Genomic DNA, 25,114 nt, shown 5'->3' on the forward strand with positions numbered 1-25,114 from the left:
TCGGGTCCGGGTAAGTGGTGTGAATGTGACGTTAGATTACCGCGCTTGTGCGAGTTCGTCCGGTCATCCTATGATTTGCCGGTGACTGCTCAACTGGAGAGAACCGAAACCCGCTCGTTGATACAAGGCCGTGTGCTCGTCTTCGCTGCGATTGCGATGTCTGCGCTCGTACTTCGACTTGCGGTGACCTCGTTCTCGCCCTTGGCGGCCGAGATTCGCGACGAGATCGGCTTCTCCGCCTCGATCGTCGGTGTCTTCGGCATGGTTCCGACCGCAATGTTCGCCATCTTCGGTCTCGTCACTCCCGCCATCGCGAAATGTATCGGGCTCGAGCGAACGGCCCTCGTTGCGATGCTCATGGCCGGCGTCGGAATGTTGTTGCGCGCCATGATGTCTCAGACATGGTCGTTGCTGGCCCTCTCGGCTCTGGCACTGGCAGGCATGGGAATCGGCAATGTCGTGATCCCACCGTTGGTCAAGCGGTACTTCTCGGATCGCCTCGCCACCATGAGTTCGGTCTACATCGTGGCCGTGCAGATCGGCACCATCGTTCCGGCGTTTGTCGCAGTCCCGGTTGCCGACGCCTTCGGGTGGCGGTTCTCGATCGGCTGGTGGTCCGCCTTCGGCTTCGCCGCAGCAGTGCCGTGGTTGATCACCCTCGCTCGCTCGCGCAAGGCTCGCGCGAACGAAGCCGGGTCCGTCGAGAATGCATCGGATTCGGTTGCGGCAGTGGCAGAACAGCCACGCGGTCAGGTCTGGCGTTCTCCCGTGGCCTGGGGGATGGCCGGCATGTTCGGCATGACCTCACTGATCACGTATTCGATGTTCACGTGGATTCCCTCGATCCTTCGTGACGCCGGAGCCAGTGATGCCTTCGGCGGAACGATGGTCGGAATGTTCTCGGTGATCGGGCTCGTCGCAGCTTTCGGTGCACCGACGCTGTGCGCCCGCATGGCCAATCCCTTCCCTGTCGTGATCGCGTGTGCCGTCTGCTACCTGGTCGGCATGGGCGGGCTGTACTTTGCCCCGATGGCGGCGCCGGTCGTGTGGGTTGTCGTCCTGGGCCTCGGTCCGAGCACGTTCCCGATGTCGCTCACGCTGATCAACCTGCGTACTCGTTCGCACATCGGTTCCTCGGCACTGTCCGGCTTCACCCAGGGCATCGGCTACTCCGTTGCCTGCCTCGGTCCGCTCCTGTTCGGCGTTTTCCACGACGTGTCCGGTGGATACGCTGCGCCGTTCGGCCTGCTCGTCGTCGCTGTGATCGTGGTGCTCCTGGGCGCCTACCAGGCATGTAAGCCTCGGATGCTCGAGGATTCCTGGCACGCACCTGCGAAAAACTAGCTCACACCCGGTCTTGTTACCGGGTGAGGATCAATTGACTTCGCGGTCATCGCACGCAGCACCGGCGCAATAACCGTTTTCTACCTTTGGGTCTCCAACATATTCAGGAGGCCCTGGTGAGTCATTACATCGAGCATTGGGATGCAGAGGACGTCGACGCCTGGGAATCCGGCGGCAAGGACATCGCGAAGCGGAACCTGATCTGGTCAGTGGTAGCCGAACACGTCGGCTTCTCGATCTGGTCGATCTGGTCCGTGATGGTGTTGTTCATGCCGACGGATATCTACGGCATCGACGCGGCCGGAAAGTTCTTCCTCGTCGCAGTGCCCACACTTGTCGGGTCGGTCCTCCGCATTCCCTACACGGTTGCCACCGCACGGTTCGGCGGTCGTAACTGGACCGTCATGAGTGCGCTGTTCCTCTTCGTGCCAACACTTCTCACGCTCTACCTGATGATGAACCCGGGTGCGTCGTACACCACGTTCATGTTGGTAGCGGCCACTGCAGGTATCGGCGGCGGCAACTTCGCGTCGTCGATGACAAACATCAATGCCTTCTACCCGCAACGCCTCAAGGGGTGGGCGCTCGGTCTCAATGCCGGCGGCGGCAACATCGGTGTGCCGATGATTCAGCTGATCGGTCTGCTGGTGATCGCCACCGTCGGTAACCGCGCTCCGTGGATCGTCTGCGCCGTCTATCTCGTGTTCATTGCGGCCGCCGCCGTCGGTGCCGCGCTGTTCATGGACAACCTGGGCAACCAGAAGTCGGACCTGCGCTCCATGGCCAAGGCACTCAAGTTCTCCGAGTCGTGGGTGATCAGCTTCCTGTACATCGGTACGTTCGGTTCCTTCATCGGATTCAGCTTCGCCTTCGGTCAGGTTCTGCAGATCAACTTCCTCGCCGGCGGTGCCACTCCGGCCGCGGCCGCGCTGCATGCAGCACAGATCGCCTTCATCGGCCCTCTCCTCGGTTCGATCGCTCGCCCCCTCGGCGGCAAACTGGCCGACCGGATCGGCGGCGGCAAGATCACCATGTGGACGTTTGTCGCCATGGCATTCGCGGCATCGATACTCGTGACGGCCGGAACGATGGACGACAACACCGCCGGCGTCGCCAGCGCCGGGATCATGGTGACATTCGTTCTCGGCTTCATCGCCCTGTTCCTGCTCTCGGGCATCGGAAACGGATCCGTCTACAAGATGATCCCGGCGATCTTCGAGGCGAAGGCTCAGAGCTTCGATCACATGGATCGAAGCGAGAAGGCAACGTGGTCGCGCAGTATCTCCGGCGCTCTCATCGGATTTGCCGGTGCGGTAGGCGGTTTGGGCGGCGTCGGTATCAACCTGGTGCTGCGCGCGTCGTACAGCAGCCCCGCGAAGTCGGCGACCATGGCCTTCTGGGTGTTCCTGGCCTTCTACATCGCCTGCATCGCAGTCACCTGGTTCGTCTTCCTGCGCAAGCCGTCGACGCTGACCACAGACGTCGACGAGGCGAAGGTCGCAGTCACGGCGTGAGCGGTCCGCGGAATCTCAGAACTATCTCGTACCTCAGGAAGTAGGCGTCATGAGCAAGTCGGTTGTTGTCATCGGACACGGAATGGTCGGACACCGATTCGTCGAGGCACTGCGTTCGCGCGACGAAGCGAACAACTGGTCGGTGACCGTACTCTGCGACGAGCAGTACGCAGCGTACGACCGAGTCGGGCTGTCCTCGTACGTCGGAGCGTGGGACCCCAAGGAATTGGCACTGGCCGGCAACGATTACGACGGCGACAGCCTGGTCGACCTCCGTGTGGGGGAAGGCGCGCTCTCGATCGACAAAGATGCACGCACGGTCACGACGACAACCGGCGAGACGATCTCCTACGACGCTCTGGTGATGGCGACCGGTTCGTATCCGTTCGTGCCACCCGTGCCGGGGCACGAGGGCGACGGATGTTTTGTCTACCGCACCCTCGACGACCTCGACGGTATCCGGGCCGCCGCCGAGAAGGCTGGTCCTGGCGCTGTCGGCGTCGTGGTGGGCGGAGGTTTGCTTGGACTCGAGGCCGCAAATGCTCTCTCGCTCATGGGAATGACGGCACACGTCGTCGAACACAATGCGCGATTGATGCCGATGCAGGTCGACGAGGGTGGTGGCGCACTGCTCGCTCGCCTCGTCACCGAACTCGGGCTCACTGTCCACACCGGTGTCGGGACGGCGGGAATTTCGCAGGCCGACAATGGAATCGTGGTCGAACTCTCCGACGGCTCCACCATCGACGCGTCGCTGCTCGTCTTCTCCGCCGGAGTACGTCCGCGTGATCAGCTGGCCCGCGACGCCGGCATCGCAGTGGGGGAGCGCGGTGGCATTCTGACCGACCTCGGCTGCGTGACGTCGGACGAGAACATCTATGCCGTCGGCGAATGTGCTGCGGTGGAAGGCCGTTGCTACGGTCTGGTCGCTCCCGGTTACACGACGGCCGAGATCGTGGCCGATCGTCTGCTGGGCGGCGCCGCGGATTTCCCGGGCGCGGACATGTCCACCAAGCTCAAGCTCATGGGCGTCGACGTCGCCAGTTTCGGTGACGCGATGGCGACCTCACCGGGCGCCCTCGAAGTCGTCCTCAGCGACGCGTCCAAGGGGACGTACGCAAAGCTCGTGGTCTCCGACGACGCGAAGATCCTGCTCGGCGGCATTCTTGTCGGTGACGCATCGGCCTACGCGTCGCTGCGCCCGCTGGTCGGTCGCGAACTACCCGGTGACCCGGCGACATTGATCTCGCCTGCGGGGGAGAAGCCGGGTGCAGGCTCGCTGCCCGACGACGCCGAGGTGTGCTCGTGCAACGCCGTGACGAAGGGAGCCATCTGCGGTGCAATCGCAGCCGGCGCATGCGACATCGCTTCGGTGAAGGCGTGCACCAGCGCCGGAACCACTTGTGGCGGTTGCCTTCCCACCGTGAAGCAGCTGCTGGCCGATTCCGGCGTCGTGATGTCGAAGGCACTGTGCGAACATTTCGCGCAGTCGCGGGCCGAGTTGTTCCAGATCGTCCAGTCGACGCAGACCAGAACCTTCTCGGCGCTGATCGCCAAGTACGGCAAGGGCGCCGGTTGCGACATCTGCAAGCCCGTAGTCGCTTCGATTCTGGCATCGACGGACTCCGATCACATCCTGCACCGCCAGCAGGCGTCGTTGCAGGACACCAACGATCACTTCCTCGCGAACATCCAGAAGAACGGTACGTACTCCGTGGTACCTCGGATGCCGGGCGGCGAGGTCACGGGTGAGCAACTCATCGTCATCGGAGAAGTGGCGCGAGACTTCGGCTTGTACACGAAGGTGACCGGCGGTCAGCGCATCGACTTGTTCGGTGCCCGCGTCGAACAGTTGCCCGCGATCTGGAAGCGCCTCGTCGACGCCGGGATGGAATCGGGTCAGGCGTACGGCAAGTCCCTCCGGACGGTCAAGAGTTGCGTCGGTTCGAGTTGGTGCCGCTACGGTGTCCAGGATTCGGTGGGTATGGCCGTCGACCTCGAGAATCGCTACCGCGGTCTGCGTTCGCCGCACAAGATCAAGTTCGGCGTCTCGGGTTGCGCCCGTGAATGTGCCGAGGCGCGAGGCAAGGACGTCGGCGTCATCGCGACGGAGAACGGTTGGAATCTGTATGTGGGCGGTAACGGCGGACAGTCGCCCAAACACGCTCAGTTGCTTGCCGGAGGCCTCGACGACGCGACCTTGGTCAAGTACATCGACCGCTACCTCATGTTCTACATCCGTACTGCCGATCGCCTCCAGCGCACGGCGCCGTGGGTCGAATCACTCGAAGGCGGACTCGATCACCTCAAGGCCGTGATTTGTGAAGACAGCCTGGGTATCGGCGAGGAACTCGAGGCACTGATGGCCAAGCACGTCGAGGGTTACCAGGACGAATGGGCCGGTGTGCTGGGTGATCCGGAGAAATTGTCGAGGTTCGTCTCGTTCGTCAACGCACCGGAAGAAGCCGACCCGACGGTTGTGTTCGACGAGACCGGAGTGCGCAAGGTTCCGGTCCTGATGGGCATGCCGAGCATCCCCACGCGCCGGTAATAGTCGCGTAACCCGTGGGAAACACGGGATCCGTAGAAACGTAGACAAGAACCCGCGCGACGTTGTCGCCGGATCGACAGGAGGACTTCGATGAGTGTCATCGATGCGCAGATCGCCAAGCTGGATTCGGATCGACTCGAATGGACGTCGGCCTGCCCGCTGAGCCATCTGATCCCTGGACGCGGAGTTGCCGTGCTTCTTCGCGGCGGCGAGCAGGTGGCGCTGTTCCTACTCGAGGACGGCACACTCCGGGCTGTCAGCAACTTCGATCCGTACGGCCGCGCCGCGGTGATGTCTCGCGGACTCGTCGGCGACCGGGACGGTGAGCCGATCGTGGTCTCGCCACTGCTCAAGCAGGCGTTCTCGCTGGTCGACGGCCGGGCGCTGGACGACTCGTCGGTTGCGCTGCCGGTGTACGGCGTTCGCGTGTGGGCTGGAGTCGTTCAGGTACACAGCTTGCAGATGCAGGGTGTTCGCTCGACTGTCGCCGATGCAGTCTCGTGAGTGACGACATGCCGTTGGCTGGATTCACGGTAGGTATCACTGCTTCGCGCCGCGCCGAGGAGTTCGCGACCTTGCTGACTCGTCGGGGAGCGGATGTCGTTCACGCTCCGGCGATTCGAATCATTCCGTTGGCCGACGACCGTGAGCTCGAAAGGGTGACACAGCAGATCATCTCGGATCCTCCCGAGGTGGTTGTCGCCACCACCGGGATCGGATTCCGGGGTTGGCTGGAAGCAGCCGACGGGTGGGGTGAGGCGGAAAATCTCGGATCCGCGTTGGGCTCGGCTCGTCTGCTCGCGCGAGGACCGAAGGCCAAGGGAGCAATCCGCGCGGCCGACCTTCGTGAGGAATGGTCACCGGCATCCGAGTCTTCCGCCGAGGTGCTCGAACATCTTCTGGCAGAAGGTGTCTCGGGAAAGCGGATCGCTGTACAACTGCATGGTGCGACCACCGAGTGGGAGCCGATTCCCGACTTCTGTCAGGTGTTGCGCGAGGCCGGCGCCGAGGTCATCGCGGTGCCCGTCTATCGATGGGAACCGCCGGAGGATCCGACGCTGCTCGACCGGATGATCGACGCCATAGCGTCAGCCGGAATCGACGCCGTCAGTTTCACCAGTGCACCGGCCGTAGCCTCGATGTTGATGCGCGCCGACAAGACCGGGGATCTCGGAGACATTCTCGACGCGATGCGGGGTCCGGTGGCGGCCATGTGCGTCGGCCCGGTCACCTCGGCGCCGCTCGAAGCGTTGAATGTACCGACCACAGCCCCGGCGCGGGCACGTCTGGGCGCGCTCGCGAGACACATCGTCGACGAACTCCCGCAGCGAGCCAACAAGATTCAAGCCGGCGAACACGAAATCAGCATTCGCGGCGGTTGCGTAGTCGTGGACGGTGAAGTGAAGCAATTGCCGCCGGCTGCGATGTCGTTGATCCGCACTCTCGGTGCCAGCCCCGGTCGAGTCGTCTCCCGCGACGAACTGCTGGCTTCTCTTCCCGGCGGCGGCGGCGACACCCATGCCGTCGAGACCGCCGTCGCCCGATTGCGCGCGTGCCTCGGCGCGCCCAAAGCCGTTCAGACGGTGGTCAAGCGGGGCTATCGACTTGCCCTCGACCCCGGCGACTACGTACAGAATCCCGGTGACTATGCAACGCGATGACGATGTCCTCGTCCTGGTAGCTCATGGCACGCGTAGTGCACGTGGCGTGGAAATGGTTGCCGCACTGGCCGACGCCGTCGGCACGGGCGTCGGACGCACGCGCGTTGCCTTTGTCGATGTGCTCGGTCCGTCACCTTCGGAAGTCCTCCGGGACACTCCGGGGCGAGCGATTCTCGTACCGGCGTTCCTGGCGTCCGGCTACCACGTTCACACCGATGTTCGACGCGAAGTGGCGATCAGTGAGCACTCGGCTGTGAGTGTGACGCCCGCACTCGGACCCGATCCGGCGCTTGCACGCGTGCTGCTTCGGCGCTTGACCGAAGCGGGGTGGAATCCGGGTGACGCGACAGTGCTTGCTGCCGCCGGGTCGTCCGATGCGCGGGCGCTGCGAGACGTCGAGCGTGCTGCGCTGATGCTTGCCGAAGCGGCGGGGACTCGTGTCGACATCGGGTACATCGCGACCGGGGAGCCGAAGGTAGCCGATGTTGTTGCAGCAGCACGCGTTCGCGGCGCGAAGCGAGTTTTTGTCGCCTCGTACCTCCTCGCGCACGGGCTGTTCCACGAAAGGTTGCACGCTGCAGGAGCCGATGGTGTGACCGAACCGCTCGGCGTCGATCCGGGAGTGGTGGACCTTGTCGTGAATCGGTATGAGAGTGCGCGAAGGGAACTAGTATCGCTGCATGACGTCTCACTCCGTAACGCCGACGTATGCCGACCTGGTCGCAGCAGTTCGTGAATCCGACGTCAAGGCACAGGCTCTCATCGGTGCACTGACCGAAGAGCAGGCGCGGGAGCCCTCCGGGCTCCCCGGGTGGAGTCGGGGACACGTCGTGACGCACATGTCGCGCAACGCCGACGCGCTGGGCAGATTTGTTGCCGGCGTGCAGGGCGGCGAATCGGGGGAGATGTATCCAGGGGGGCCGGATGCGCGCAATGCTGCAATCGAAGAGGGCGCAGATCGCCCGGCTGAATTGTTGGCCCTCGACTACCGCTTCTCGGGAACGAGGCTGGTCGACGCGTTGTGCGAGATCCCGACAGATCGACTGGACACACCGGTGCCGTGGCGCAAACCTGTGACGGCATTCGATCTACCGATCCTGCGCTGGAACGAGATCGAGATTCACCTGATGGACCTCGACATCGGTTACACCTGCCACGACTGGCCTGCCGAGTTCGTGGAATTCACTCTCGCCAGTCAGTTGGGCGCACTCGAGACGGCGGTCCCGGGTGTACGAGTGCCGTCACTGTCCGACGCGGAGACCTTGGCCTGGTTGGTTGGGAGGCCGACGAGGGTGGGGCTGCCGACTCTCCCTGCCTGGCCGTTCTGAGATGCAGCCGTTCTGAGATGCAGCCGTTCTGAGAGTTAGAACAGGGTGGGGGCGCTCACGTCGTTGCGTGCTTGGGCCAACCGCGCACTCCACCTTTTCACCAACCACATCTCGACGATCTCGGGTTGGGTGCCGGCGGCATAGGCCCAGCTGTCGAGAAGTTCGCAGTACCGGCGGTAGCGACGCGTCGTGAAGCCGGTGACGGAAGGATCCTCGAGCCAGCCCTCGTGGATGAGCGTCGAGACTCCGTACTGGTCGATCATCTGAGCGCGTCGGCCTTCGTCCTGTACGCCCACTGCCCACATGAAAGCGGCCATCAGCGATACCCCGACACCGGGGGTGAGTGGCCACCCGGACCAGGTGTCGCGCCGGACGACGGGCATCGACTTGTTTTTCGAGCAGTGATCGAGAATGGCTGTGATCTGGGTCAGCGGATCCTCGTCCTCGCGGTGATGGGGATTGAAGACGTTGGGGAACCGCCGTGTGAAACGTCGGCTCTCGTGCGAGCCCTGCCAGGCCGCGCAGAGAAACAGTAGTCCGAGGCCGTCGTGCTGGGCGACAACGAGATCGCTCGACGGGCGAAGGTCGTTGCGTTGAACGATGGCTCGACCTTCGGTGATCACTTTGCCGTCGAGATCACGCCCGCGCAGGCTGATGGTGTGGCCGGCGTCCTTCAGGTGTGCGTTCCACCAATCCAGGTCGACGGTGGCTTCGTCGTCGAGGACGTGCAGTGGAAAGGTGCGGGAGCGGCACCACTCGACCAATGCGTCCGGCGGTTCGAATCCTTCGTCGACACGATTCATGGCGCGATGATCCCACGAGTCGCCGACAGTAATTCGTGCGACGCGCAGTCCACCGTGATGGAACCGGACACTCGCGGTACGCTCCGCTCATGAAATTCGCGTCCTCGCAGGTGCGGTCGGCGCTGTGGACGGTAGCCATCGCTTTGGCGGCCACGAGTCTGAGCGGATGTATCGGTGCCGTTGATCGGATGGATTTCGACAATCAGATGCGCGAACGTGGCGGTGGGATGACGTCGGAGTTGGTGCGAGGCGGGTTCGACAGCCTCGCACATAGATACGGCGTCGACGCGGTATCGGTGACCAGCATCGACATCAGCCCGATCGAGACGCTCGGAGTCACCGTTCGAGACCCCGGGAAGCCGACCCAGCTCGACAGATTCTCTTTCGACGGAGTCATTCTCGGCGAGCCCATCCCCGTGCAAGTCAGTGTCACCGACGATCTCGATGCACGATCGTTCACGCTGGATCAAGTGCCGGCATTGACGAACCTCGAGAAGTTGGTCGACGACGCGCTGGAGAACAGCGGTGTCGACGACGGCGAAGTCACCGGGATCTCGGTCAGTCGCACCGAGGCGATTCGCGCATCCGTGATGGTGGAATCTCCACGCTCGCGGGCGCTGGTGGTCTTCGAGCCTGACGGAACTCCCTTCCTGGTGCACCCGCTGTGAGCCGCCGTATCGCTCCGTTGCTGATCTCCGTAGTGGTGATCGTGGTCGTGGGAATCTTTGCTGCACTACTGTCTTCGGTGATCTGGCCAGGACAGGTCGCTCATTTGGCGCCGATTTTCTGTGAAGCTCCCACATCGAGCGCGATGGTCGTCTCGGATACCTTTTCCGACGGCGACGGTACGTCCACCAATTTCACGCTGTATTGCGTCGGACCGCGCGGTCAGACCGTTGATGCCGGGTGGCTGCTGCCGTTCTTGGTGCTGTGGGGCGTGTATTCGCTGGTGCTTGCGATAGTGGTCGGCGTGGTCGGGGTCAACCGGCGTAGGCGCCCAAACGACTGACCCGATCAGCGTGGGAGGACAACCACTTCGGCGACGGCATCGTCTTCCGCGTGTGGCGGAACGAGTGCAAACGCGGAGCGCCCGATCAACCCCGCCAGGTGTGCGGTACGTACAGACGGTTCGGCGCGCCAGCGACCGTCGGCGGATTGTGTGACCGGCAGTAGGCGTACCGCATCGGAAGTCACCGCAGCGGCGTTCTCGATGATGCCGAGCAGTGGCGGTGGGGTGTCGCTTCCCGTCAAGGCGGCCACGACGGTGGGCAGCATCGTCAACAGGGTGGTCACTGCGGCGTACGGGTTGCCGGGGAGGCCGAGAACCACCCGACCACTGGGCAGGACAGCCGTTATCTGAGATCCGCCCGGGCGCGAGGCGACTCGCCCGACAATCGTGCGAGCGCCGAGTCGATCGAGCGCACTGCGCATTTCGTCGGCAGCGCCGCCGCCCGTGGCACCAATGACAACAAGCAGGTCCTGTTCAGTCGCATCCGCCAGTACACGCTCGAAACTGTCGGCCGTGTCCCTCAGGTGCGAATCCGCCACGCACCGTAGGCCGTTGCTTTCCAGTAGGTAGGGGAGAATCCCACCGACGGAGTCGCGGGTCTGACCTTCACGCAGTGGACCGGTCCGCCGGATCTCGTCGCCGGTGACTATCACGCGTGCCCGTACCGGACCACGGACGAGGGCGTCGAACACTTCACCGCTGGCAGCTGCGGAGACCACCGCCGGAGTCACCGCGGTACCAGTCGGGGCGATCGTGAATCCGGTGGTCCAATCTTCCCCTCGTGGTCGAGCGTCGTTGCGGTGCGGCGCATCCGGCAGTCTCCGTACCATCCGAGATGGCTCGTCGACGGACAGATACTCGTCACGAATCACCGAGGTGACGCCGAGGGGCAGGTGTGCTCCCGTGGCAATGCGAATCGCTTCGCCTTCACCGAGTTCGAGTTGCCCGTCGGCGCCCGCGATACGGATCTCGGTGCGGATTCGCCAGGGACCCTCGCCGGAGACGGCGTACCCGTCCATCGCCGAGACATCGGATCGAGGAAGATCACCCAGGGCGACGAGAGGCTGCGCGAGCGTTGCTCCGAGACTGTCGGCGAGGGCGGCCCAGTGTGGTGACAATGCTGTCAGTGAGTTCCTGACGGCGGCGCGGGCTTGCTCGATCGTCAGGCGCGGATGGTTTCGCGCGCGGTCGATGTCCGCCGGTGTGTCGCAGTCAGTGGTACCAGTGACACGCAGCGTCGAGAACGGCTCGGTGACAATCGCTTTCATAGGTTGATTCTCCAACCCCGAACTCTCCCGCAATGTGGACAGGCGTTGCCGGAGCTCGCGAAATGTCCACGCGGAGAGCAGGAATTGGGTTCGGTTGTTCTCGTCCACGGCACACGTCACCGGACTGTCCGTCGACGTGGCAGCTATCAAAGCGTCGACTGATACGGCCTCGATGTGCGGCAGATCGGACGCCAGGACCACCACCACGGCGTCGTCGGGTAACCGGGTCGCAGACAATCCGGCCCAGATCGCCTCGACAGGGCCGGCTCCGGCCGGAGTTTCCTGAGTTTGAGTGATGCCAGGATCAAGTTCAGGGCGATGTGGACCGACCACGACGACGGCGTCCAGATGCGCCGTCGCTGAAAGCGCGATGTCGAGGAGCCTGCGGCCGTGAACGAGCAGGCCGGGTTTGTCGACACCACCCATTCGGGTCCCGCGACCACCCGCCAGAATGAGGGCGGCGGTCGGCGGCGTGACGGTCATACCTCCATGCTGCCCCATCGCCCGCGTCACGACGACCGGTGACACGTGAATCAGAAGTGATACCGAGCTTTCTTCAGGTCGATCCGACCGTCCTTGATCGGCACGCCTTCGAGTTCGAGCTTGGCGATCTGACGATGAGCCAGGTGCGCCGACGGTTTGCCGGAGGCGCCGAGAACCCGATGCCACGGCAGGTCGGCAGAGTCCGTTCGCATGATCCAACCGACCGTGCGAGCGCTGGAAAGTCCTGCAGCATCAGCGATATCGCCGTATGTCGCCACGAAACCGGCCGGAATCGACGCGATGAGGCGCCGTACCTCTTCGATCTGCTCTTCGGTGGTGGCTGCCATGTCGGTTCCTTCAGAGCATGCTGCGAACGAGGGCGGCGACTTCGTCGGCCCGTACGTGCGGGACCATGTGGTCACAGTCGAATTCGACACCGGTCAGATTTTCACCGAGGTGCTCGGTGAGTGCTGCCCGGAGCTCGGCGGTGACGTACGGCGGTTGGACCTTCATCGCCTGAACCAGCACGGTGGGCATCGACGACGGAGGCAGCACGATCGGGCGAGCGAGTTCGCCCCACCCGGTCACGATCGCGGGCGTGGACAGGCGCCAGTTGACGCGTCCGTTGCCCAGTTCGATCAGGTGTTCAGCCATCTCGACGTCGAGGTCCTGGGTGGGAACCTCACCCCACGAGCCGTGAATCTTCTCGGAGTATGCCTCTGCCGCATCGGTGTAATCCGGTGAGCCGATTGTGAGTTCGGCCACTTCCTGCATGAAAGTCGGATCCAACCCGATCGCCGGGTCGAGCAGGACGAGCCCACGAATGCGTTCCGGTGCGGTGGCCGCGAGGTGCAGCGCCAGCATTCCGCCGAAAGAATGCGCGACGATCACCACCGGTCCGGTGGCATGTTCGTCGAGCGTCTCCAGCAGGCTCGCCACGTGGGATTCGATGTTCCACGGAGGAGCCCAGGTGGAACGCCCGTGACCGCGTAGATCCGGCGAGATCCAGCGCGCTTCGGGCAGTTGGTTCTCGGCCATCGACTGCCAACGTCGGCCGTGACCGGTCAGACCGTGCAGCGAAAGGATCTCCGGTGCCCCGACGGGTCCGTAGAGATACGTATGGAGTGCAGACACGAGGTCAATCATGCCGGATGCAGGCGATGTGTGAGTTGTCGGTGCGCTCTGGTGGAATGCCTGGGTGAGTGAGACGGCAACACGCAGCAAGGTCACCATTCCGCGGGCGCGGTTGGTGCACCGAACTGCGCCGTCTCCGATACCCCGAACGTGGGACGAAGGGACGGCCCGGCTGTTCGCGCCGCCGTCCGAGGATCCGTTCCAACTCGCGTTCGGCCCTGTTTCATTCGGCTCGGGGGCCGCCTGGAGTCCCTGGCAGGTACTCGGCAGCCCCGGAACCGGCAAGACGTCCCTTCTGGTGGATCTGGCAGTGCAGAAGATCTCCGGTGGCGAAGATCCTGAATCGGTCCTGGTGCTCACCCAGTCGCGCCGGGCAGCGACGCAGGTCCGCGAGCAGATCACGGCCGGGTTGCTCGGGTACGAACAAGAACGCGGACCGCAGGCAACTCGTGAGCCGTTGGTCCGCACCGTTCACTCGTACGCCTTTGCCGTACTCCGGCTTCAAGCCGCAGCGCACGGCAACGCGCCGCCACGCCTGATCACCGGCGCCGAGCAGGACTCGGTGCTCCGAGAGATGTTGCGCGGCGACATAGAAGACGGTGCGCTCCGGTGGCCGGAGCGCCTGCGACCCGCATTGGGTTTGAACGGCTTTGCCGTCGAACTTCGAGATCTGATGTTGCGAGCGAACGAGCGCGGACTCGGCCCCGAAGATCTGGTCAAGCTCGGCAAGAAGCGTGGACGTCCGGAGTGGGTGGCGGCCGGGCGGTTCGCCGAGGCCTACGAGCAAGGCGTGCTGCTGCGCGGCAGTGTCGGTGTCGAGGCTCCGGAGGCGACGGCGCCGGCGCTCGACGCGGCCGAGTTGATCGGTGCGGCATTGACCGCGTTCGCCACCGATCCCGAATTGCTTCGCTCCGAGCGCGCTCGGATCCGGCACCTACTCGTCGACGACGCACAACATCTGGATCCGCAGGCGGCGCAACTGGTTCGGCTGATCGGAACCGCAACTGCGGGCACGGTCATCGCCGGTGATCCCGATCAGTCGGTCTTCGGGTTCCGCGGTGCGGATTCGGCGTTCCTACTCGGACTCGCCGAGCGCGGAGACGAGCGCCAGATCGTCCTGCCCACCACGTTTCGCAACAACGCCGACGTCGCGTCGATCGCGGCGAAGATCGCTGCGCGGCTGCCCGGCAACCTCGCTCATCGCATCGCGGTTCCATCCGATCTCGCCGATGAGGACCCGGGGCGGGCGTCGGTGCGGGTTCTCGGTACGACGGCCAAAGAAGCGGCAGTCGTCGCAGATACCTTGCGCCGGGCGCATCTGCTGGACGGGATTGCTTGGTCCGACATGGCCGTCATCGTTCGGTCGGTCCCGCGCACTCTCGCCCCTCTCCGGCGAGCCCTGCTCGCGGCCGGGGTACCCGTCACGACCGCTGCCACCGAATTGCCGCTGGCCAGGCAACACGGAGTGTCCGGCCTGCTGCTGGTCCTTCGGGCGCTCGGCGGCGATCAGTTCACCGGCGACGAGGCGCTTGCCCTGATGGCCGGTCCCATCGGCGGCGCCGAGCCGGTCACCCTGCGCCGGTTGCGTCGTGGCCTGCGCCGGGTCGAGTTGGCATCGGGAAGCGATCGGGACTCCTCGGAGTTGTTGCGGCTCATTCTGATCGACGAGGATCGTGCGCAGTCCAAGCGCCTCATGGGCAAGTTGACAGACGTCGAAGCTGCGGCACTCAATCGCGTGCTGTCGGTCCTTCGCAAGGCCCGAGTGCCTCTCGAGCGAGGTCTCGGGGTCGAAGAAGTTCTGTGGGCAGCATGGCAGGCGACGGGGCTGGAACGACGCTGGGCGGCTGCGTCGGCGCGCGGCGGACCTATCGGCTCACAGGCCGATCGAGACCTCGACGCAGTCGTCGCACTTTTCGACGCGGCCGCCAACTACGTCGACCGGTTGCCGCGTTCGCAACTCGCCGGTTTCGTCGACTACTTGACCAGCCAGGAGATACCGACCGACTCGCGGAGCCGATCGGTCATCACTCCCGACGCCGTCACCGTGGTCAGCGCTCACGCCGCGGCGGGTCGCGAATGGGCGGTCGTGGCGGTGGCGGGTGTGCAGGAGGGACTCTGGCCGAGTTTGCGGGCACGCGGATCGCTACTGCGTACCGAAGCGCTGATCGACCTGGTCAACGGAGTCTCCGACGGCAGTGACTCGGCTGCCGAACGACTCTCGCGAACCGCACCGCTTCTGGCCGAAGAACGCAGGTTGTTCCTGGTTGCCTGTAGCCGTGCTCGTCGCCGTCTGCTGATCACCGCAGTCGAATCGGCTTCGGGGGACACCGACTTGGTGCCTTCGCGGTTCGTGGACGAACTGATCCGTGGTGACGCGTACTCGGACGATCCGTCCTCCGATCTCGACGTCGTTGCACCCGAGACCGGGGATACCCGGGTTCTGTCGCTGCCTGCACTGGTCGCACAGCTTCGCAGCGTCGTGTGTGATCCCGACATCGCGCATTTCGACCCCGAGAAGCATTCCCGGGCCGCTCGCCAGTTGGCACGTCTGGCTGCTGCCGGGGTACGCGGCGCGCACCCGGATCAGTGGTACGGCACAGCCGAGCCGAGTACCGCTGCTCCCATGTGGCAGCCCGAGGACGGACCGGTTTCACTATCGCCGTCCACCATCGAGCTTCTCGAAACATGCCCTCTCCGATGGGTGTTCGAGCGTCATGGCGGCAGCGACGGAGACAACACTCATGCGATCGCCGGTACGCTGGTCCATACCTTGGTGCAGGCATTGGCCGGCCGGATTCCACCGGATCAGGTCGAGAAGGCACTCGAAAATGCCTGGGAATCCATCGATCTGGGATCGCAGTGGTACTCGCGCCGCGAACTCAATCGAACTCGGGAGATGCTGGCGACGTTCACCGCCTGGATGAACGCAACTCGCGGTGAACTGACCGAAGTCGGCGTCGAGGTCGCGGTCGAGGGGGTCCTCGAACCACGTGAGGAGGGAGCGCCTGCGGTCAAGCTTCGTGGCCGGATCGACCGGCTCGAGCGCGACACCGAAGGCCGTCCGGTGGTTGTCGACGTCAAGACTGCGCGAAACCCTGTCAGCAACGAGGCCGCGCAATCTCACGCGCAGTTGGCGGCGTACCAGGTCGCAGCGGCCGAAGGTGCGATTGCCGGCGAACCGGCCACACAACCCGGCGGTGCACGCCTGGTATTCGTGGCCAAGTCCAACAAGAAAGACGGTGCGGCGCAGCGAGTTCAGCCGCCGCTGACGGCCGAAGCCGTCGAGATGTGGCGAGACGTCATCCACAACGCAGCGGCAGCGACCCAAGGGCCGCAGTATCTGGCCAGGGTCAACGACGGATGTAGACATTGCCCGGTGCGCTCGAGTTGCCCGGCACACGACGAGGGACGACAGGTGAGTAACTAAGTGGCTGCCGCGACGCAGAAGGCACGCCGACCGAAGATCGATCCTGTCGACCTGGCGGTCGCGCTCGGTCAACACCCGCCGACGCCGGAACAGGCGGCTGTCATCGCCGCACCGCTCGGTCCGACATTGGTCGTCGCCGGTGCCGGTGCCGGTAAGACCGAGACGATGGCTGCACGCGTCGTGTGGCTGGTGGCCAACGGCTTCGTCGATCCCGAGGCCGTTCTCGGATTGACCTTCACGCGCAAAGCGGCACAACAGCTCACGTCGCGAATCCGCAAGCGCTTGGCGCGACTGGCGGGTTCGGACGTTCTGCGGGCACTCGACCCGACCGGCGGAGTGCGTTCCCGGATTCTGGCCGGGGAACCCGAAGTCAGTACCTACCATGCTTACGCGGGACGGTTGCTGTCCGAGCACGGACTGCTGTTGCCGATCGAACCCTCGGCGACGCTGTTGTCCGAGACCGAACTGTGGCAGGTTGCGCACCGCGTCGTGAGCGGCTGGGACAGTGATCTGGACACCGACAAGAATCCGGGGTCCATCACCGAAACCGTTCTGGCCCTTGCCGGTCAGTTGGCGGAGCACCTGGTCGACCCCGAGCAGTTGCTCGAGGCTCACACCGAGTTGGACAAGCTGATTCACACTCTGCCCGCCGGTCCGAAACAGCGGGGTGGGCCGAGCAAAGAGCTGTTGAATTACCTTGATGTGCAACACAAACGCATCGAGCTACTGCCCCTCGTTGCCCGGCTGGGTGAGACGCTGCGACGTGAAGGCGCATTGGATTTCGGCAGCCAGATGTCGCTGTCGGCCCGTGTCGCCTCCGAACATCCCGAGGTCGGGCAAACCGAGCGTGAGCGCTTTCGGGTAGTTCTTCTCGACGAGTACCAGGACACCGGTCACGCTCAGCGAGTGTTGTTGTCCTCGTTGTACGGTGGGGGAGCCGACGGCCGGTTGGCGCTGACAGCCGTCGGCGATCCGATGCAGTCGATCTACGGTTGGCGAGGCGCGTCGGCGGCCAACCTGCCACGGTTTGCAACCGACTTCCCGCTTGCCAACGGAAAGCCGGCTCCGACGCTCGAACTGCTCACCAGTTGGCGTAACCCGCCGGAGGCTCTCGAACTGGCAAACCTGTCGTCGACACCGTTGCGCCGACGCGGTGTGGCCGTCAGCACACTTCGTGCGCGGCCGGGAGCCGTCGCCGGAGACGTTCGACTGGCGCTGCTCGGAGACGTCGAACAGGAACGTCAGTGGGTTGCGGAGAAGATCGCCGAAGAATACGAGGCGGCACGTGCCGAAGACCGCCCGACGCCCACGGCAGCGGTGTTGATCCGCCGCAACGCCGATGCTGCCCCGCTGGCCGAGGCTTTGCGGTCCAAAGGTCTGCCAGTCGAAGTGGTCGGACTCGGTGGGCTCCTGCACACACCCGAGGTGGCGGACGTGATCGCCATGCTCCGAGTGGTCGCCGATCCGCTGGCGGGCAGCGCCGCCGTTCGGCTGCTCACCGGAGCGAGATGGCAGATCGGCGCGAAGGACCTCGCCGCACTCTCGCAACGCTCCCGCGAACTTGCCATCTCCGCCGGATACGGAACAGCGGGTGCGGTCACCGACGCCGAGGCGCTCACCTCGGCAGTTCAGGACGCGCTGCCGGGGGAGAACGCCGAGCAAGCAGGATTGGTCGATTCGATCTCCGATCCAGGACCGGCAGAACGTTATTCAGCTCTCGGGTACACACGCATCAACGCGATAGCGGCAGAGTTGGCGTCGTTGCGCGAACGTATCGGCCAGCCGCTCACCGAACTGGTGGCGGAGGTCGAGCGGGTGCTCGGTATCGGAATCGAGGCAGGCGCGCGAACCCGAGTCGGTGTCGTCGGGACCGCGGGCCGCGAGCATCTCGACGCATTTGCCGACGTCGTCGCCAATTACGCGACGCGTCCAACAGCCAATCTGCCCGGGATGCTCGCATTCTTCGCGGCCGCCGAACAGATCGAAAAGGGCCTCACTCCGGGCGAAGTGGAGGTGGCGCCGGATCGCGTGCAGATCTTGACCGTGCACTCGGCGAAGGGGCTCGAATGGGAAGTAGTGGCGATCCCGCATGTCAGCGACGGGGTGTTCCCCTCGTCCACCGCGTCCGGATCGTGGCTCGGGGCGCTCGCCGAACTGCCACCGTCGTTGCGTGGTGACCGGGCCGTCGACGCGGATTCGGCCGACGGAGTTCCGGTGCTCGACCTCGAGGAGCTGTACAACCGCAAGGACCTCGAGAACGCGATCACGGCGCACAAGAAGGCCTTGTCCAACCGTCGACTGGACGAGGACCGGCGACTGTTCTACGTCGCGCTGACCAGAACCGAACGGGCGCTGTTCATCTCGGCGCATCACTGGGCGGAATCCGGTTCGGAACCGAAGGGGCCTTCGGAGTTCCTGGACGAGCTGCATCAGATGGTCACGGCCGAAAACGATGCCGATGAAGAAGACTCACGCGGTGCGATCGGCGTCGTGGAGGAATGGGCGCCTGCACCGGAACCCGACACCGAGAACCCGTTGGCCTCCACACCCCGTACTGCGCAGTGGCCGCCCGACCCGCTGGGTGCGCGTCGCGGCGCGGTCGAGGCCGGAGCCGCGAGCGTCCTGTCCGCACTTGCATCGCTGCCGCAAGACAGCGAAGAGACGGAAGAACCGGAGGACGATCCGGAGAACTGGGCCTCGGACGTCGACGTTCTACTGGCCGAGCGCGAAGCCCGGGCAAACGCGCGTGCCGAAGTGATTCTCCCGGCGCAGCTTTCGGTGACTCAGCTCGTCGACCTCAAGGCAGATCCGGATGAACTCGCGGCACGGCTGCGTAGACCACTGCCGTACCCACCGAACCCGCTCGCGCGGCGCGGCACGGCTTTTCACGCCTGGATCGAGCGAAGGTTCGGTGCGACCCGACTGTTGGATCTCGACGAACTACCCGGCGCCGCGGATACCGGCGCGGGTCCCGAGACCGATCTGGTGAAACTTCAGGATGCGTTCCTGCGGTCCCCGTGGGCCAATCGCAGCCCGATCGAAGTGGAAGTTCCTTTCGAAACATCCATTGCCGGAACGGTTCTCCGCGGTCGGATCGACGCTGTGTTCGCCGATCCCGACGGCGGATGGACGGTGATCGACTGGAAGACCGGTGCCGAACCGTCGGCCGCTAACGAGGACGCTGTTGTGATGCAGTTGGCCGCGTATCGGGTGGCCTGGGCCGAATTGATGTCGGCCAGAGCCCGTTCGGCGGGGCGCAACGAACAGTTTCCGGCCGACAAGGTGCGGGCGGCGTTTCACTACGTTCGATCGGGTCGCACCATCGCACCCGAGAACCTGCCGGACGGTGAGGCTCTCGCTCGCCTCATCCGAACGGCAGGCGCGCAAGATTAGCTTGCGTTTCGACGAGCCTTGAGTGCTTCGGTCACCAGCGGAACCTGCAGGGGAAGACGTGCGATCGAACCGATCTTCTGCGGTGTGGACGTCTTCGGGCTTCGGCACCAGTCGATCGCCATCTGGATGTTGGCGGGGAACACGGCGACAAAGAGCGCGGCGGCAAGGCCCGCGCCGAGCTTGCGGGTCTTCGGCACGGCCAAGGCAGCGCCGATCGCCAGTTCCGCGACGCCGGACACCTGGGTGTAGGTGCGGGCCTGTCCGGGAAGCTGGCGGGGAACGGTGCTGTCGAAGAAGGAAGGCGCCACGAAATGCATGGTGCCGGCGCCGAGAAGGAGGGCCGACAAACGAAGAGCGGCCGCTTGGCTGGGAGTGGACGTCGAACCGGTGAAAGGCATTTGCCCAGCCTGCCTCACGGTGGACCTTCTTGCCACTACCGGCGCCACGACCCGCGCGCTATTCGGCGCCCGAGTTCCGAAGTCGATCTTCGAGGGTTACGCTGCCTGCCGATGTCCGTGTAGGTATTTCGTAAGTTCGAGTGAGAGAGTCGATGTATGGCCGGTAAGCTCCGGGCGCGTTTGACCAGGTCGGAAGCATTGACCGATCAGCCTGACTTCGCCCTTGTCGGGGTGCTGCGCATTCCCCAGCTACAGACAAGTCCGGCGCGGGCCATCTACAAGCGAGTTCTCATCGCGTTGGGTGCTCTCGGCGCCGCCGTGTTGATCGTGTACATCGATCGCGCGGGATACCGGGACGCACAGGACAACGAGCTGTCGCTGCTCGACTGCATTTACTATGCGACGGTTTCGCTCTCGACCACCGGCTACGGCGATATCACTCCGTTCACGCCGTCGGCGCGCCTGGTCAACGTCCTGTTGATCACGCCACTTCGGATCTTCTTCTTGATCGTGTTGGTCGGAACCACACTTTCAGCTCTGACCGAGAGTTCGCGTCAGGCGTTCAAAATTCAGCGTTGGAGGCAGCACGTGCGTAATCACACCGTCGTCGTCGGATACGGGACCAAGGGGCGGACGGCAATCGAAGCAATGCTCGGTGACGGTGTACCGGCGTCGGAGATCGTGGTCGTGGACACCGATCAGACCGTCCTCGATTCGGCGGCGAGCAAAGGCCTGGTGACGGTATTCGGTTCGGCGACGAAATCGGACGTACTTCGGTTGGCAGGTGCGCAGAATGCGTCGTCGATCATCGTGGCAACCAACCGTGACGACACCGCAGTGCTCGTGACGCTGACAGCCCGCGAAATCGCGCCGAAAGCCAAGATCGCCGCAGCCATCCGTGAAGCCGACAACGCGCATCTTCTGCGTCAGTCCGGCGCAGACTCCGTCGTCGTGTCCTCGGAGACGGCGGGTCGACTCCTCGGCATCGCGACCACGACGCCGACCGTCGTGGAGATGATCGAAGACCTGCTGACTCCGGAGGCCGGATTCGCGATTGCCGAGCGTGCCGTCGAGCGCGACGAGGTCGGCGGCTCTCCGCGTCATCTCTCCGACATCGTGCTCGGGGTCGTTCGCGACGGCCGTCTGGTTCGCGTCGGTTCGCCCGAGGTGGACGCCGTCGAAGAGAACGATCGACTGCTCTACATTCGCCGCGTCACGAACTGAGTGTTACCGAGCTTCGTGCGCGCAGTAATGTCGTGAGCGTGAACGACTTCCAGCTGACCGAAACACCTCTGCTCTCACGCTCGAGCGTCGGCCGCGCCGAGGAATTGCGGTCGGACGCCGCTGCACTGACGACGGGTTGGGCGGACGCACTGCTCCTCCGTGTGAATTCACGGGGTCAGGTCAAGGTGTCGCCGGAAGGTCAATTGGTCTTCGCCGAGGCAACCGAGTTGGGGCCCGAACCGGTGCGCGGCGCGGTCTTCCTGGGAATTCGGGAGAATCGCCACGTCTGGGCGGTGCGGGTGTCGCTGCTGGCGGGCACTTTGTCTGAATTGCGGATGCTCGGCGGAACACTCGACGACGCGGACGCCGGTTTGTTGACCGGTGCCGTCGCGATTCTCAACTGGCACGACAGTGCCGGATTCAGCGCTATCGACGGCGCACCGAGTGAACCCACGATGTCCGGCTGGTCACGCATTTCCACGTCCACCGGCCACGAGGAGTTTCCCCGAACGGATCCGGCGGTCATCTGCCTGGTGCACGACGGCGGCGATCGAGTTCTACTCGCGCGTCAGCCGACCTGGCCGCAGCGCCGTTTCTCGATTCTCGCGGGATTCGTCGAGGCCGGGGAGTCACTCGAAACGTGTGTTGTCCGCGAGATCAAGGAAGAAGTCGGTATCGACGTGCACAGCGTTCGATACCTCGGGAGCCAGCCTTGGCCGTTCCCTCGCTCGGTGATGTTGGGCTTCGCCGCAATCGGCGACCCCGCCGCTCCGCTGCTGTTCGCGGACGGCGAGATCGCCGAGGGCACCTGGTTCACGAAGGACGAGGTGCGCGCCGCTCTCGAACTCGGCGACTGGGGTTCGGAAGCGGACGCGCCACTGTTGCTGCCCGGGTCGATCTCCATCGCTCGCGGAATGCTCGAGAGCTGGGTCAAGTAGCAGCCGGAGAAGGTCTACAGACCCAGAGCCTGCTTGACCTGGTTGAGCGACGGGTTGGTCGCAACGCTGCCGTCGCCGTACTTCACGGTCGGAACGACGTGATTGCCACCGTTGACGCTGCCGACGAAATCGGCTGCTGCCGGATCGTTCTCGATGTCGATCTCGGTGTACTCGATCCCCGACGCGTTGAGCTGCGTCTTGAGGCGACGGCAGTAGCCGCACCACGTGGTCGAGTAGATGGTCAGGGCAGGCGCATTTTCGGTAGAAGTCACGGCCGATATAACACCACGACCGAGAGCGTTGTTCCGTATCGGCCCGTGTTCTCTTGCCCACATACCGTCGGGCGCGGCGAATGGAGTGTCGGAACGTCCTGCCATGATGGTCCCCATGCCTGCGGACACCGGACTGGATCCAGAACAATCGGCCGCCGTGCTCGCGCCACGCGGCCCGGTATGTGTCCTCGCGGGCGCTGGAACAGGCAAAACCCGCACCATCACGCGCCGGATCGCTCATCTGGTTGCCGACGGTCACGTGTCGGCCGGTCAGGTGCTTGCCGTGACGTTCACCGCTCGTGCGGCCGGGGAAATGCGTGGACGTCTCCGTGAGCTGGGCGTCGGCGGGAGTGGGCCGCAGGTGCAGGCTCGAACTTTTCACGCTGCTGCTCTCCGTCAACTGAAGTACTTCTGGCCGCAGGTTGTCGGCGACACGCCGTGGCGTCTGCTGGACCGAAAGTTCGCGGTTGTCAGCAGTGCCGCAGCCCGGGTGGGATTGTCCACCAGCACGGAAAGCGTCCGCGACCTCGCCAGTGAAATCGAGTGGTCGAAGGCGTCGCTGATCGCGCCGGAGGATTACCCACGCGCGATCGCCAAGATTCGCCGTGAGGCACCGGTCGATGCCACCAAGGTGGCCCAGGTGTATGCCGCATACGAAGAGCTGAAAGCACGCGGCCAGGACGGCATGCTGCTTGATTTCGACGATCTCCTACTGCACACGGCGGCAGCTCTCGAAGAGCATTCGACAGTCGCCGACGAGTTCCGCGAGCGGTATCGCTGCTTCGTCGTGGACGAGTATCAGGACGTCACCCCACTGCAGCAGCGTGTGCTCGACGCCTGGCTGGGCGACCGAGACGATCTGACCGTGGTGGGCGATGCGAATCAGACCATCTACTCCTTCACCGGAGCCACCCCCAACTATCTGTTGGACTTCTCCCGGAAATTCCCCGAAGCGACCGTCGTTCGGCTCGAACGGGATTACCGCTCCACCCCTGAGGTCGTGTCGTTGGCGAACCGCGTGATCGGTGCCGCGCGCGGGCGGATCGCCGGGACGCGTCTGCAGCTGATCGGGCAGCGCGCGCCGGGGCCTGAGCCGGAGTTCATGGAGTTCGACGACGAGCCGGCCGAAGCACTCGGCGTTGCGCGGGCGATCAAACGGCTGATCGCGGCAGGCACCCCTGCGGCCGAGATCGCTGTTCTGTACCGGATCAATGCTCAGTCGGAGGCGCACGAGCAGGCCCTGACGAAGCTGGGCATTCCGTTCCAGGTGCGCGGTGGAGAGGGCTTCTTCACTCGCACCGAGGTACGTCAGGCGGTGGCAGCGCTGCGTCAGGCTGCTGGACGCGACGACCTCCCCGAAGGTGCAGACAACGGCGAAGCACTGGTCTCACTCGTCCGCGCTGTGCTCGCGCCGCTCGGCCTGACCAACGAAGAGCCTTCGGGTACTCAGGCACGCGAGCGCTGGGCTTCGCTCTCGGCTCTCGTGGCGCTCACCGAAGAACAACTTGTCCACGAACCTGAACTGACGCTCACCGGGCTTCTACAGGAGCTCACGGCCCGAGCCGAGGCGCGGCACCCACCGACCGTGCAAGGTGTGACGCTGGCCTCCCTCCACGCGGCCAAGGGGCTCGAATGGGATGCGGTGTTCCTGGTCGGCCTCAACGACGGCACCCTGCCGATCCAGCACGTTCTCGGCGACGCCAATTCGGGCGCCGACGACGTCGCGGTGGAGGAGGAGCGTCGGCTTCTGTACGTGGGGGTTACTCGCGCTCGCGAGCATCTGCAGCTGTCGTGGGCATTGGCCCGCAATGAGGGTGGACGCAAGTCCCGTCGCCGGTCGAGGTTCCTCAACGGGCTCATCCCCGAGGACTCGCCGGCTTCGCGCGTCGCCGCGCCGTCGTCGGGGAACAAGAAGCGTCCGCGCTGCCGCGTATGCGGCAAACCGTTGATCGGGACGTCGGCGACCATGCTCGGGCGCTGCGAAAAATGCCCGTCCAATGTCGACCTGGAATTGCTCGAGCACCTCAAGGCCTGGCGTCTGGACAAGTCCAGAGAACTCAAAGTTCCGGCCTATGTCGTCTTCAGTGACAACACACTGATGGCTATTGCCGAACAACGACCACAAGATAATCGTGGACTGGTTTCGATCCCTGGAATCGGGCCGAAGAAACTCGACAACTTCGGGGAAGACGTACTAGCTGTCATTCGCGGTGAACTGCGAGCGGCAACACTCGATATCTGACAACACATCCGAATCGACAACGGTGAGTTACATAACCGCAGGTCAAAAATAGGTTGTGCAGATTCGGCAGATTCTCTACTCTGGTTTTCAGTGTTACGGGGCAACCTGTGCGCAGAAACTATCCG

At 64.3% G+C, this 25,114-nt stretch carries 20 protein-coding genes; 14 read left to right on the top strand and 6 right to left on the bottom strand.

Features of this window, described 5'->3' with window-relative positions; translation table 11 throughout:
* Window positions 1-81 precede the first annotated feature (81 nt).
* The 7 genes from M0639_RS10840 (at window position 82) to M0639_RS10870 (ending at window position 8,398) form a co-directional block, all read left to right on the top strand.
* Window positions 82-1,344 (top strand): MFS transporter, encoded by a 1,263-nt coding sequence (locus M0639_RS10840; protein ID WP_064074947.1) that lies wholly within the window; start codon window positions 82-84, stop codon window positions 1,342-1,344.
* Between the two features lie 113 nt (window positions 1,345-1,457).
* The gene (locus M0639_RS10845; RefSeq protein ID WP_085989607.1) at window positions 1,458-2,858 is read left to right on the top strand and encodes an MFS transporter; all 1,401 of its coding nucleotides are present in this window, start codon (window positions 1,458-1,460) and stop codon (window positions 2,856-2,858) included.
* A gap of 49 nt (window positions 2,859-2,907) precedes the next feature.
* Entirely contained in the window at window positions 2,908-5,409 is a 2,502-nt protein-coding gene (gene nirB / locus M0639_RS10850; protein ID WP_050654902.1) for a nitrite reductase large subunit NirB, read from the top strand.
* A 90-nt stretch (window positions 5,410-5,499) separates the two neighbouring features.
* Window positions 5,500-5,913 (top strand): nitrite reductase small subunit NirD, encoded by a 414-nt coding sequence (nirD, locus tag M0639_RS10855; RefSeq protein ID WP_003942316.1) that lies wholly within the window; start codon window positions 5,500-5,502, stop codon window positions 5,911-5,913.
* Window positions 5,910-7,070, top strand: coding sequence for a uroporphyrinogen-III synthase (locus tag M0639_RS10860; protein ID WP_003942336.1), 1,161 nt, complete (start codon window positions 5,910-5,912; stop codon window positions 7,068-7,070). The genes nirD and M0639_RS10860 overlap by 4 nt, the downstream gene beginning before the upstream one ends.
* Window positions 7,057-7,806 carry a sirohydrochlorin chelatase gene (locus M0639_RS10865; RefSeq protein WP_064074948.1) on the top strand — a complete coding sequence of 250 codons (750 nt, stop codon included), beginning with the start codon at window positions 7,057-7,059 and terminating at the stop codon, window positions 7,804-7,806. Before M0639_RS10860 ends, M0639_RS10865 begins: the two co-directional genes overlap by 14 nt.
* Entirely contained in the window at window positions 7,751-8,398 is a 648-nt protein-coding gene (locus tag M0639_RS10870) for a maleylpyruvate isomerase family mycothiol-dependent enzyme (RefSeq protein ID WP_007731241.1), read from the top strand. Before M0639_RS10865 ends, M0639_RS10870 begins: the two co-directional genes overlap by 56 nt.
* Before the next feature lie 35 nt (window positions 8,399-8,433).
* On the opposite strand, the gene M0639_RS10875 is transcribed toward M0639_RS10870, so the two are convergent.
* Window positions 8,434-9,201: an 8-oxoguanine DNA glycosylase OGG fold protein gene (locus tag M0639_RS10875; RefSeq protein WP_003942311.1), complete on the bottom strand. Its 768-nt coding sequence runs from the start codon at window positions 9,199-9,201 to the stop codon at window positions 8,434-8,436.
* Between the two features lie 89 nt (window positions 9,202-9,290).
* On the opposite strand from M0639_RS10875, the gene M0639_RS10880 reads away from it, so the two are divergent.
* Both M0639_RS10880 and M0639_RS10885 read left to right on the top strand, forming a co-directional pair.
* Window positions 9,291-9,869: a hypothetical protein gene (locus tag M0639_RS10880; protein WP_054782230.1), complete on the top strand. Its 579-nt coding sequence runs from the start codon at window positions 9,291-9,293 to the stop codon at window positions 9,867-9,869.
* A complete protein-coding gene (locus M0639_RS10885; RefSeq protein WP_007731243.1) occupies window positions 9,866-10,210 on the top strand; it encodes a hypothetical protein in 345 nt (114 codons plus the stop codon). The genes M0639_RS10880 and M0639_RS10885 overlap by 4 nt, the downstream gene beginning before the upstream one ends.
* A gap of 5 nt (window positions 10,211-10,215) precedes the next feature.
* Here the strand turns inward: M0639_RS10885 and M0639_RS10890 are convergent, their stop codons facing one another.
* The 3 genes from M0639_RS10890 to M0639_RS10900 are packed head-to-tail and all read right to left on the bottom strand — an operon-like array spanning window position 10,216 to window position 13,107.
* Window positions 10,216-11,961: an NTP transferase domain-containing protein gene (locus M0639_RS10890; RefSeq protein WP_064074962.1), complete on the bottom strand. Its 1,746-nt coding sequence runs from the start codon at window positions 11,959-11,961 to the stop codon at window positions 10,216-10,218.
* A gap of 50 nt (window positions 11,962-12,011) precedes the next feature.
* On the bottom strand, window positions 12,012-12,308 hold the full coding sequence (locus M0639_RS10895; RefSeq protein ID WP_003942322.1) for an MGMT family protein: 297 nt from the start codon (window positions 12,306-12,308) through the stop codon (window positions 12,012-12,014).
* 10 nt (window positions 12,309-12,318) lie between these two features.
* A complete protein-coding gene (locus M0639_RS10900; protein ID WP_064074949.1) occupies window positions 12,319-13,107 on the bottom strand; it encodes an alpha/beta hydrolase in 789 nt (262 codons plus the stop codon).
* Window positions 13,108-13,159: 52 nt separating this feature from the next.
* Between M0639_RS10900 and M0639_RS10905 the strand changes: the two genes are divergently transcribed.
* Both M0639_RS10905 and M0639_RS10910 read left to right on the top strand, forming a co-directional pair.
* The gene (locus M0639_RS10905; RefSeq protein ID WP_064074950.1) at window positions 13,160-16,522 is read left to right on the top strand and encodes an ATP-dependent helicase; all 3,363 of its coding nucleotides are present in this window, start codon (window positions 13,160-13,162) and stop codon (window positions 16,520-16,522) included.
* Window positions 16,523-19,915: an ATP-dependent helicase gene (locus M0639_RS10910; protein WP_064074951.1), complete on the top strand. Its 3,393-nt coding sequence runs from the start codon at window positions 16,523-16,525 to the stop codon at window positions 19,913-19,915. It abuts the gene before it with no gap.
* Here M0639_RS10910 and M0639_RS10915 read toward each other — a convergent pair.
* Window positions 19,912-20,313 carry a DoxX family protein gene (locus tag M0639_RS10915; protein ID WP_003942341.1) on the bottom strand — a complete coding sequence of 134 codons (402 nt, stop codon included), beginning with the start codon at window positions 20,311-20,313 and terminating at the stop codon, window positions 19,912-19,914. The two genes, M0639_RS10910 and M0639_RS10915, sit on opposite strands and share 4 nt — an antisense overlap.
* A 156-nt stretch (window positions 20,314-20,469) precedes the next feature.
* Here M0639_RS10915 and M0639_RS10920 point away from each other — a divergent pair, with 156 nt between their 5' ends.
* Window positions 20,470-21,537, top strand: coding sequence for a potassium channel family protein (locus M0639_RS10920; protein ID WP_003942296.1), 1,068 nt, complete (start codon window positions 20,470-20,472; stop codon window positions 21,535-21,537).
* Window positions 21,538-21,575: 38 nt separating this feature from the next.
* Entirely contained in the window at window positions 21,576-22,475 is a 900-nt protein-coding gene (gene nudC / locus M0639_RS10925; RefSeq protein WP_007731249.1) for an NAD(+) diphosphatase, read from the top strand.
* A 14-nt stretch (window positions 22,476-22,489) separates the two neighbouring features.
* On the opposite strand, the gene M0639_RS10930 is transcribed toward nudC, so the two are convergent.
* Window positions 22,490-22,747: a mycoredoxin gene (locus M0639_RS10930; protein WP_003942350.1), complete on the bottom strand. Its 258-nt coding sequence runs from the start codon at window positions 22,745-22,747 to the stop codon at window positions 22,490-22,492.
* Window positions 22,748-22,850: 103 nt separating this feature from the next.
* On the opposite strand from M0639_RS10930, the gene M0639_RS10935 reads away from it, so the two are divergent.
* Window positions 22,851-24,989 carry an ATP-dependent DNA helicase UvrD2 gene (locus M0639_RS10935; RefSeq protein WP_003942300.1) on the top strand — a complete coding sequence of 713 codons (2,139 nt, stop codon included), beginning with the start codon at window positions 22,851-22,853 and terminating at the stop codon, window positions 24,987-24,989.
* Window positions 24,990-25,114 lie beyond the last annotated feature (125 nt).

Source organism: Rhodococcus qingshengii JCM 15477 (assembly GCF_023221595.1).
GTDB lineage: Bacteria > Actinomycetota > Actinomycetes > Mycobacteriales > Mycobacteriaceae > Rhodococcus_F > Rhodococcus_F qingshengii.

What these genes read in the sequence shown, in the direction of transcription:
- M0639_RS10900 (WP_064074949.1), bottom strand. Translation starts at nt 13,107, where the DNA reads ATGATTGACCTCGTGTCTGCACTCCATACGTATCTCTACGGACCCGTC.
- M0639_RS10915 (WP_003942341.1), bottom strand. Translation starts at nt 20,313, where the DNA reads ATGCCTTTCACCGGTTCGACGTCCACTCCCAGCCAAGCGGCCGCTCTT.
- nirD (WP_003942316.1), top strand. Translation starts at nt 5,500, where the DNA reads ATGAGTGTCATCGATGCGCAGATCGCCAAGCTGGATTCGGATCGACTC.
- M0639_RS10870 (WP_007731241.1), top strand. Translation starts at nt 7,751, where the DNA reads ATGACGTCTCACTCCGTAACGCCGACGTATGCCGACCTGGTCGCAGCA.
- M0639_RS10890 (WP_064074962.1), bottom strand. Translation starts at nt 11,961, where the DNA reads ATGACCGTCACGCCGCCGACCGCCGCCCTCATTCTGGCGGGTGGTCGC.
- nirB (WP_050654902.1), top strand. Translation starts at nt 2,908, where the DNA reads ATGAGCAAGTCGGTTGTTGTCATCGGACACGGAATGGTCGGACACCGA.
- M0639_RS10880 (WP_054782230.1), top strand. Translation starts at nt 9,291, where the DNA reads ATGAAATTCGCGTCCTCGCAGGTGCGGTCGGCGCTGTGGACGGTAGCC.
- M0639_RS10935 (WP_003942300.1), top strand. Translation starts at nt 22,851, where the DNA reads ATGATGGTCCCCATGCCTGCGGACACCGGACTGGATCCAGAACAATCG.
- M0639_RS10920 (WP_003942296.1), top strand. Translation starts at nt 20,470, where the DNA reads ATGGCCGGTAAGCTCCGGGCGCGTTTGACCAGGTCGGAAGCATTGACC.
- M0639_RS10895 (WP_003942322.1), bottom strand. Translation starts at nt 12,308, where the DNA reads ATGGCAGCCACCACCGAAGAGCAGATCGAAGAGGTACGGCGCCTCATC.
- M0639_RS10865 (WP_064074948.1), top strand. Translation starts at nt 7,057, where the DNA reads ATGCAACGCGATGACGATGTCCTCGTCCTGGTAGCTCATGGCACGCGT.
- M0639_RS10875 (WP_003942311.1), bottom strand. Translation starts at nt 9,201, where the DNA reads ATGAATCGTGTCGACGAAGGATTCGAACCGCCGGACGCATTGGTCGAG.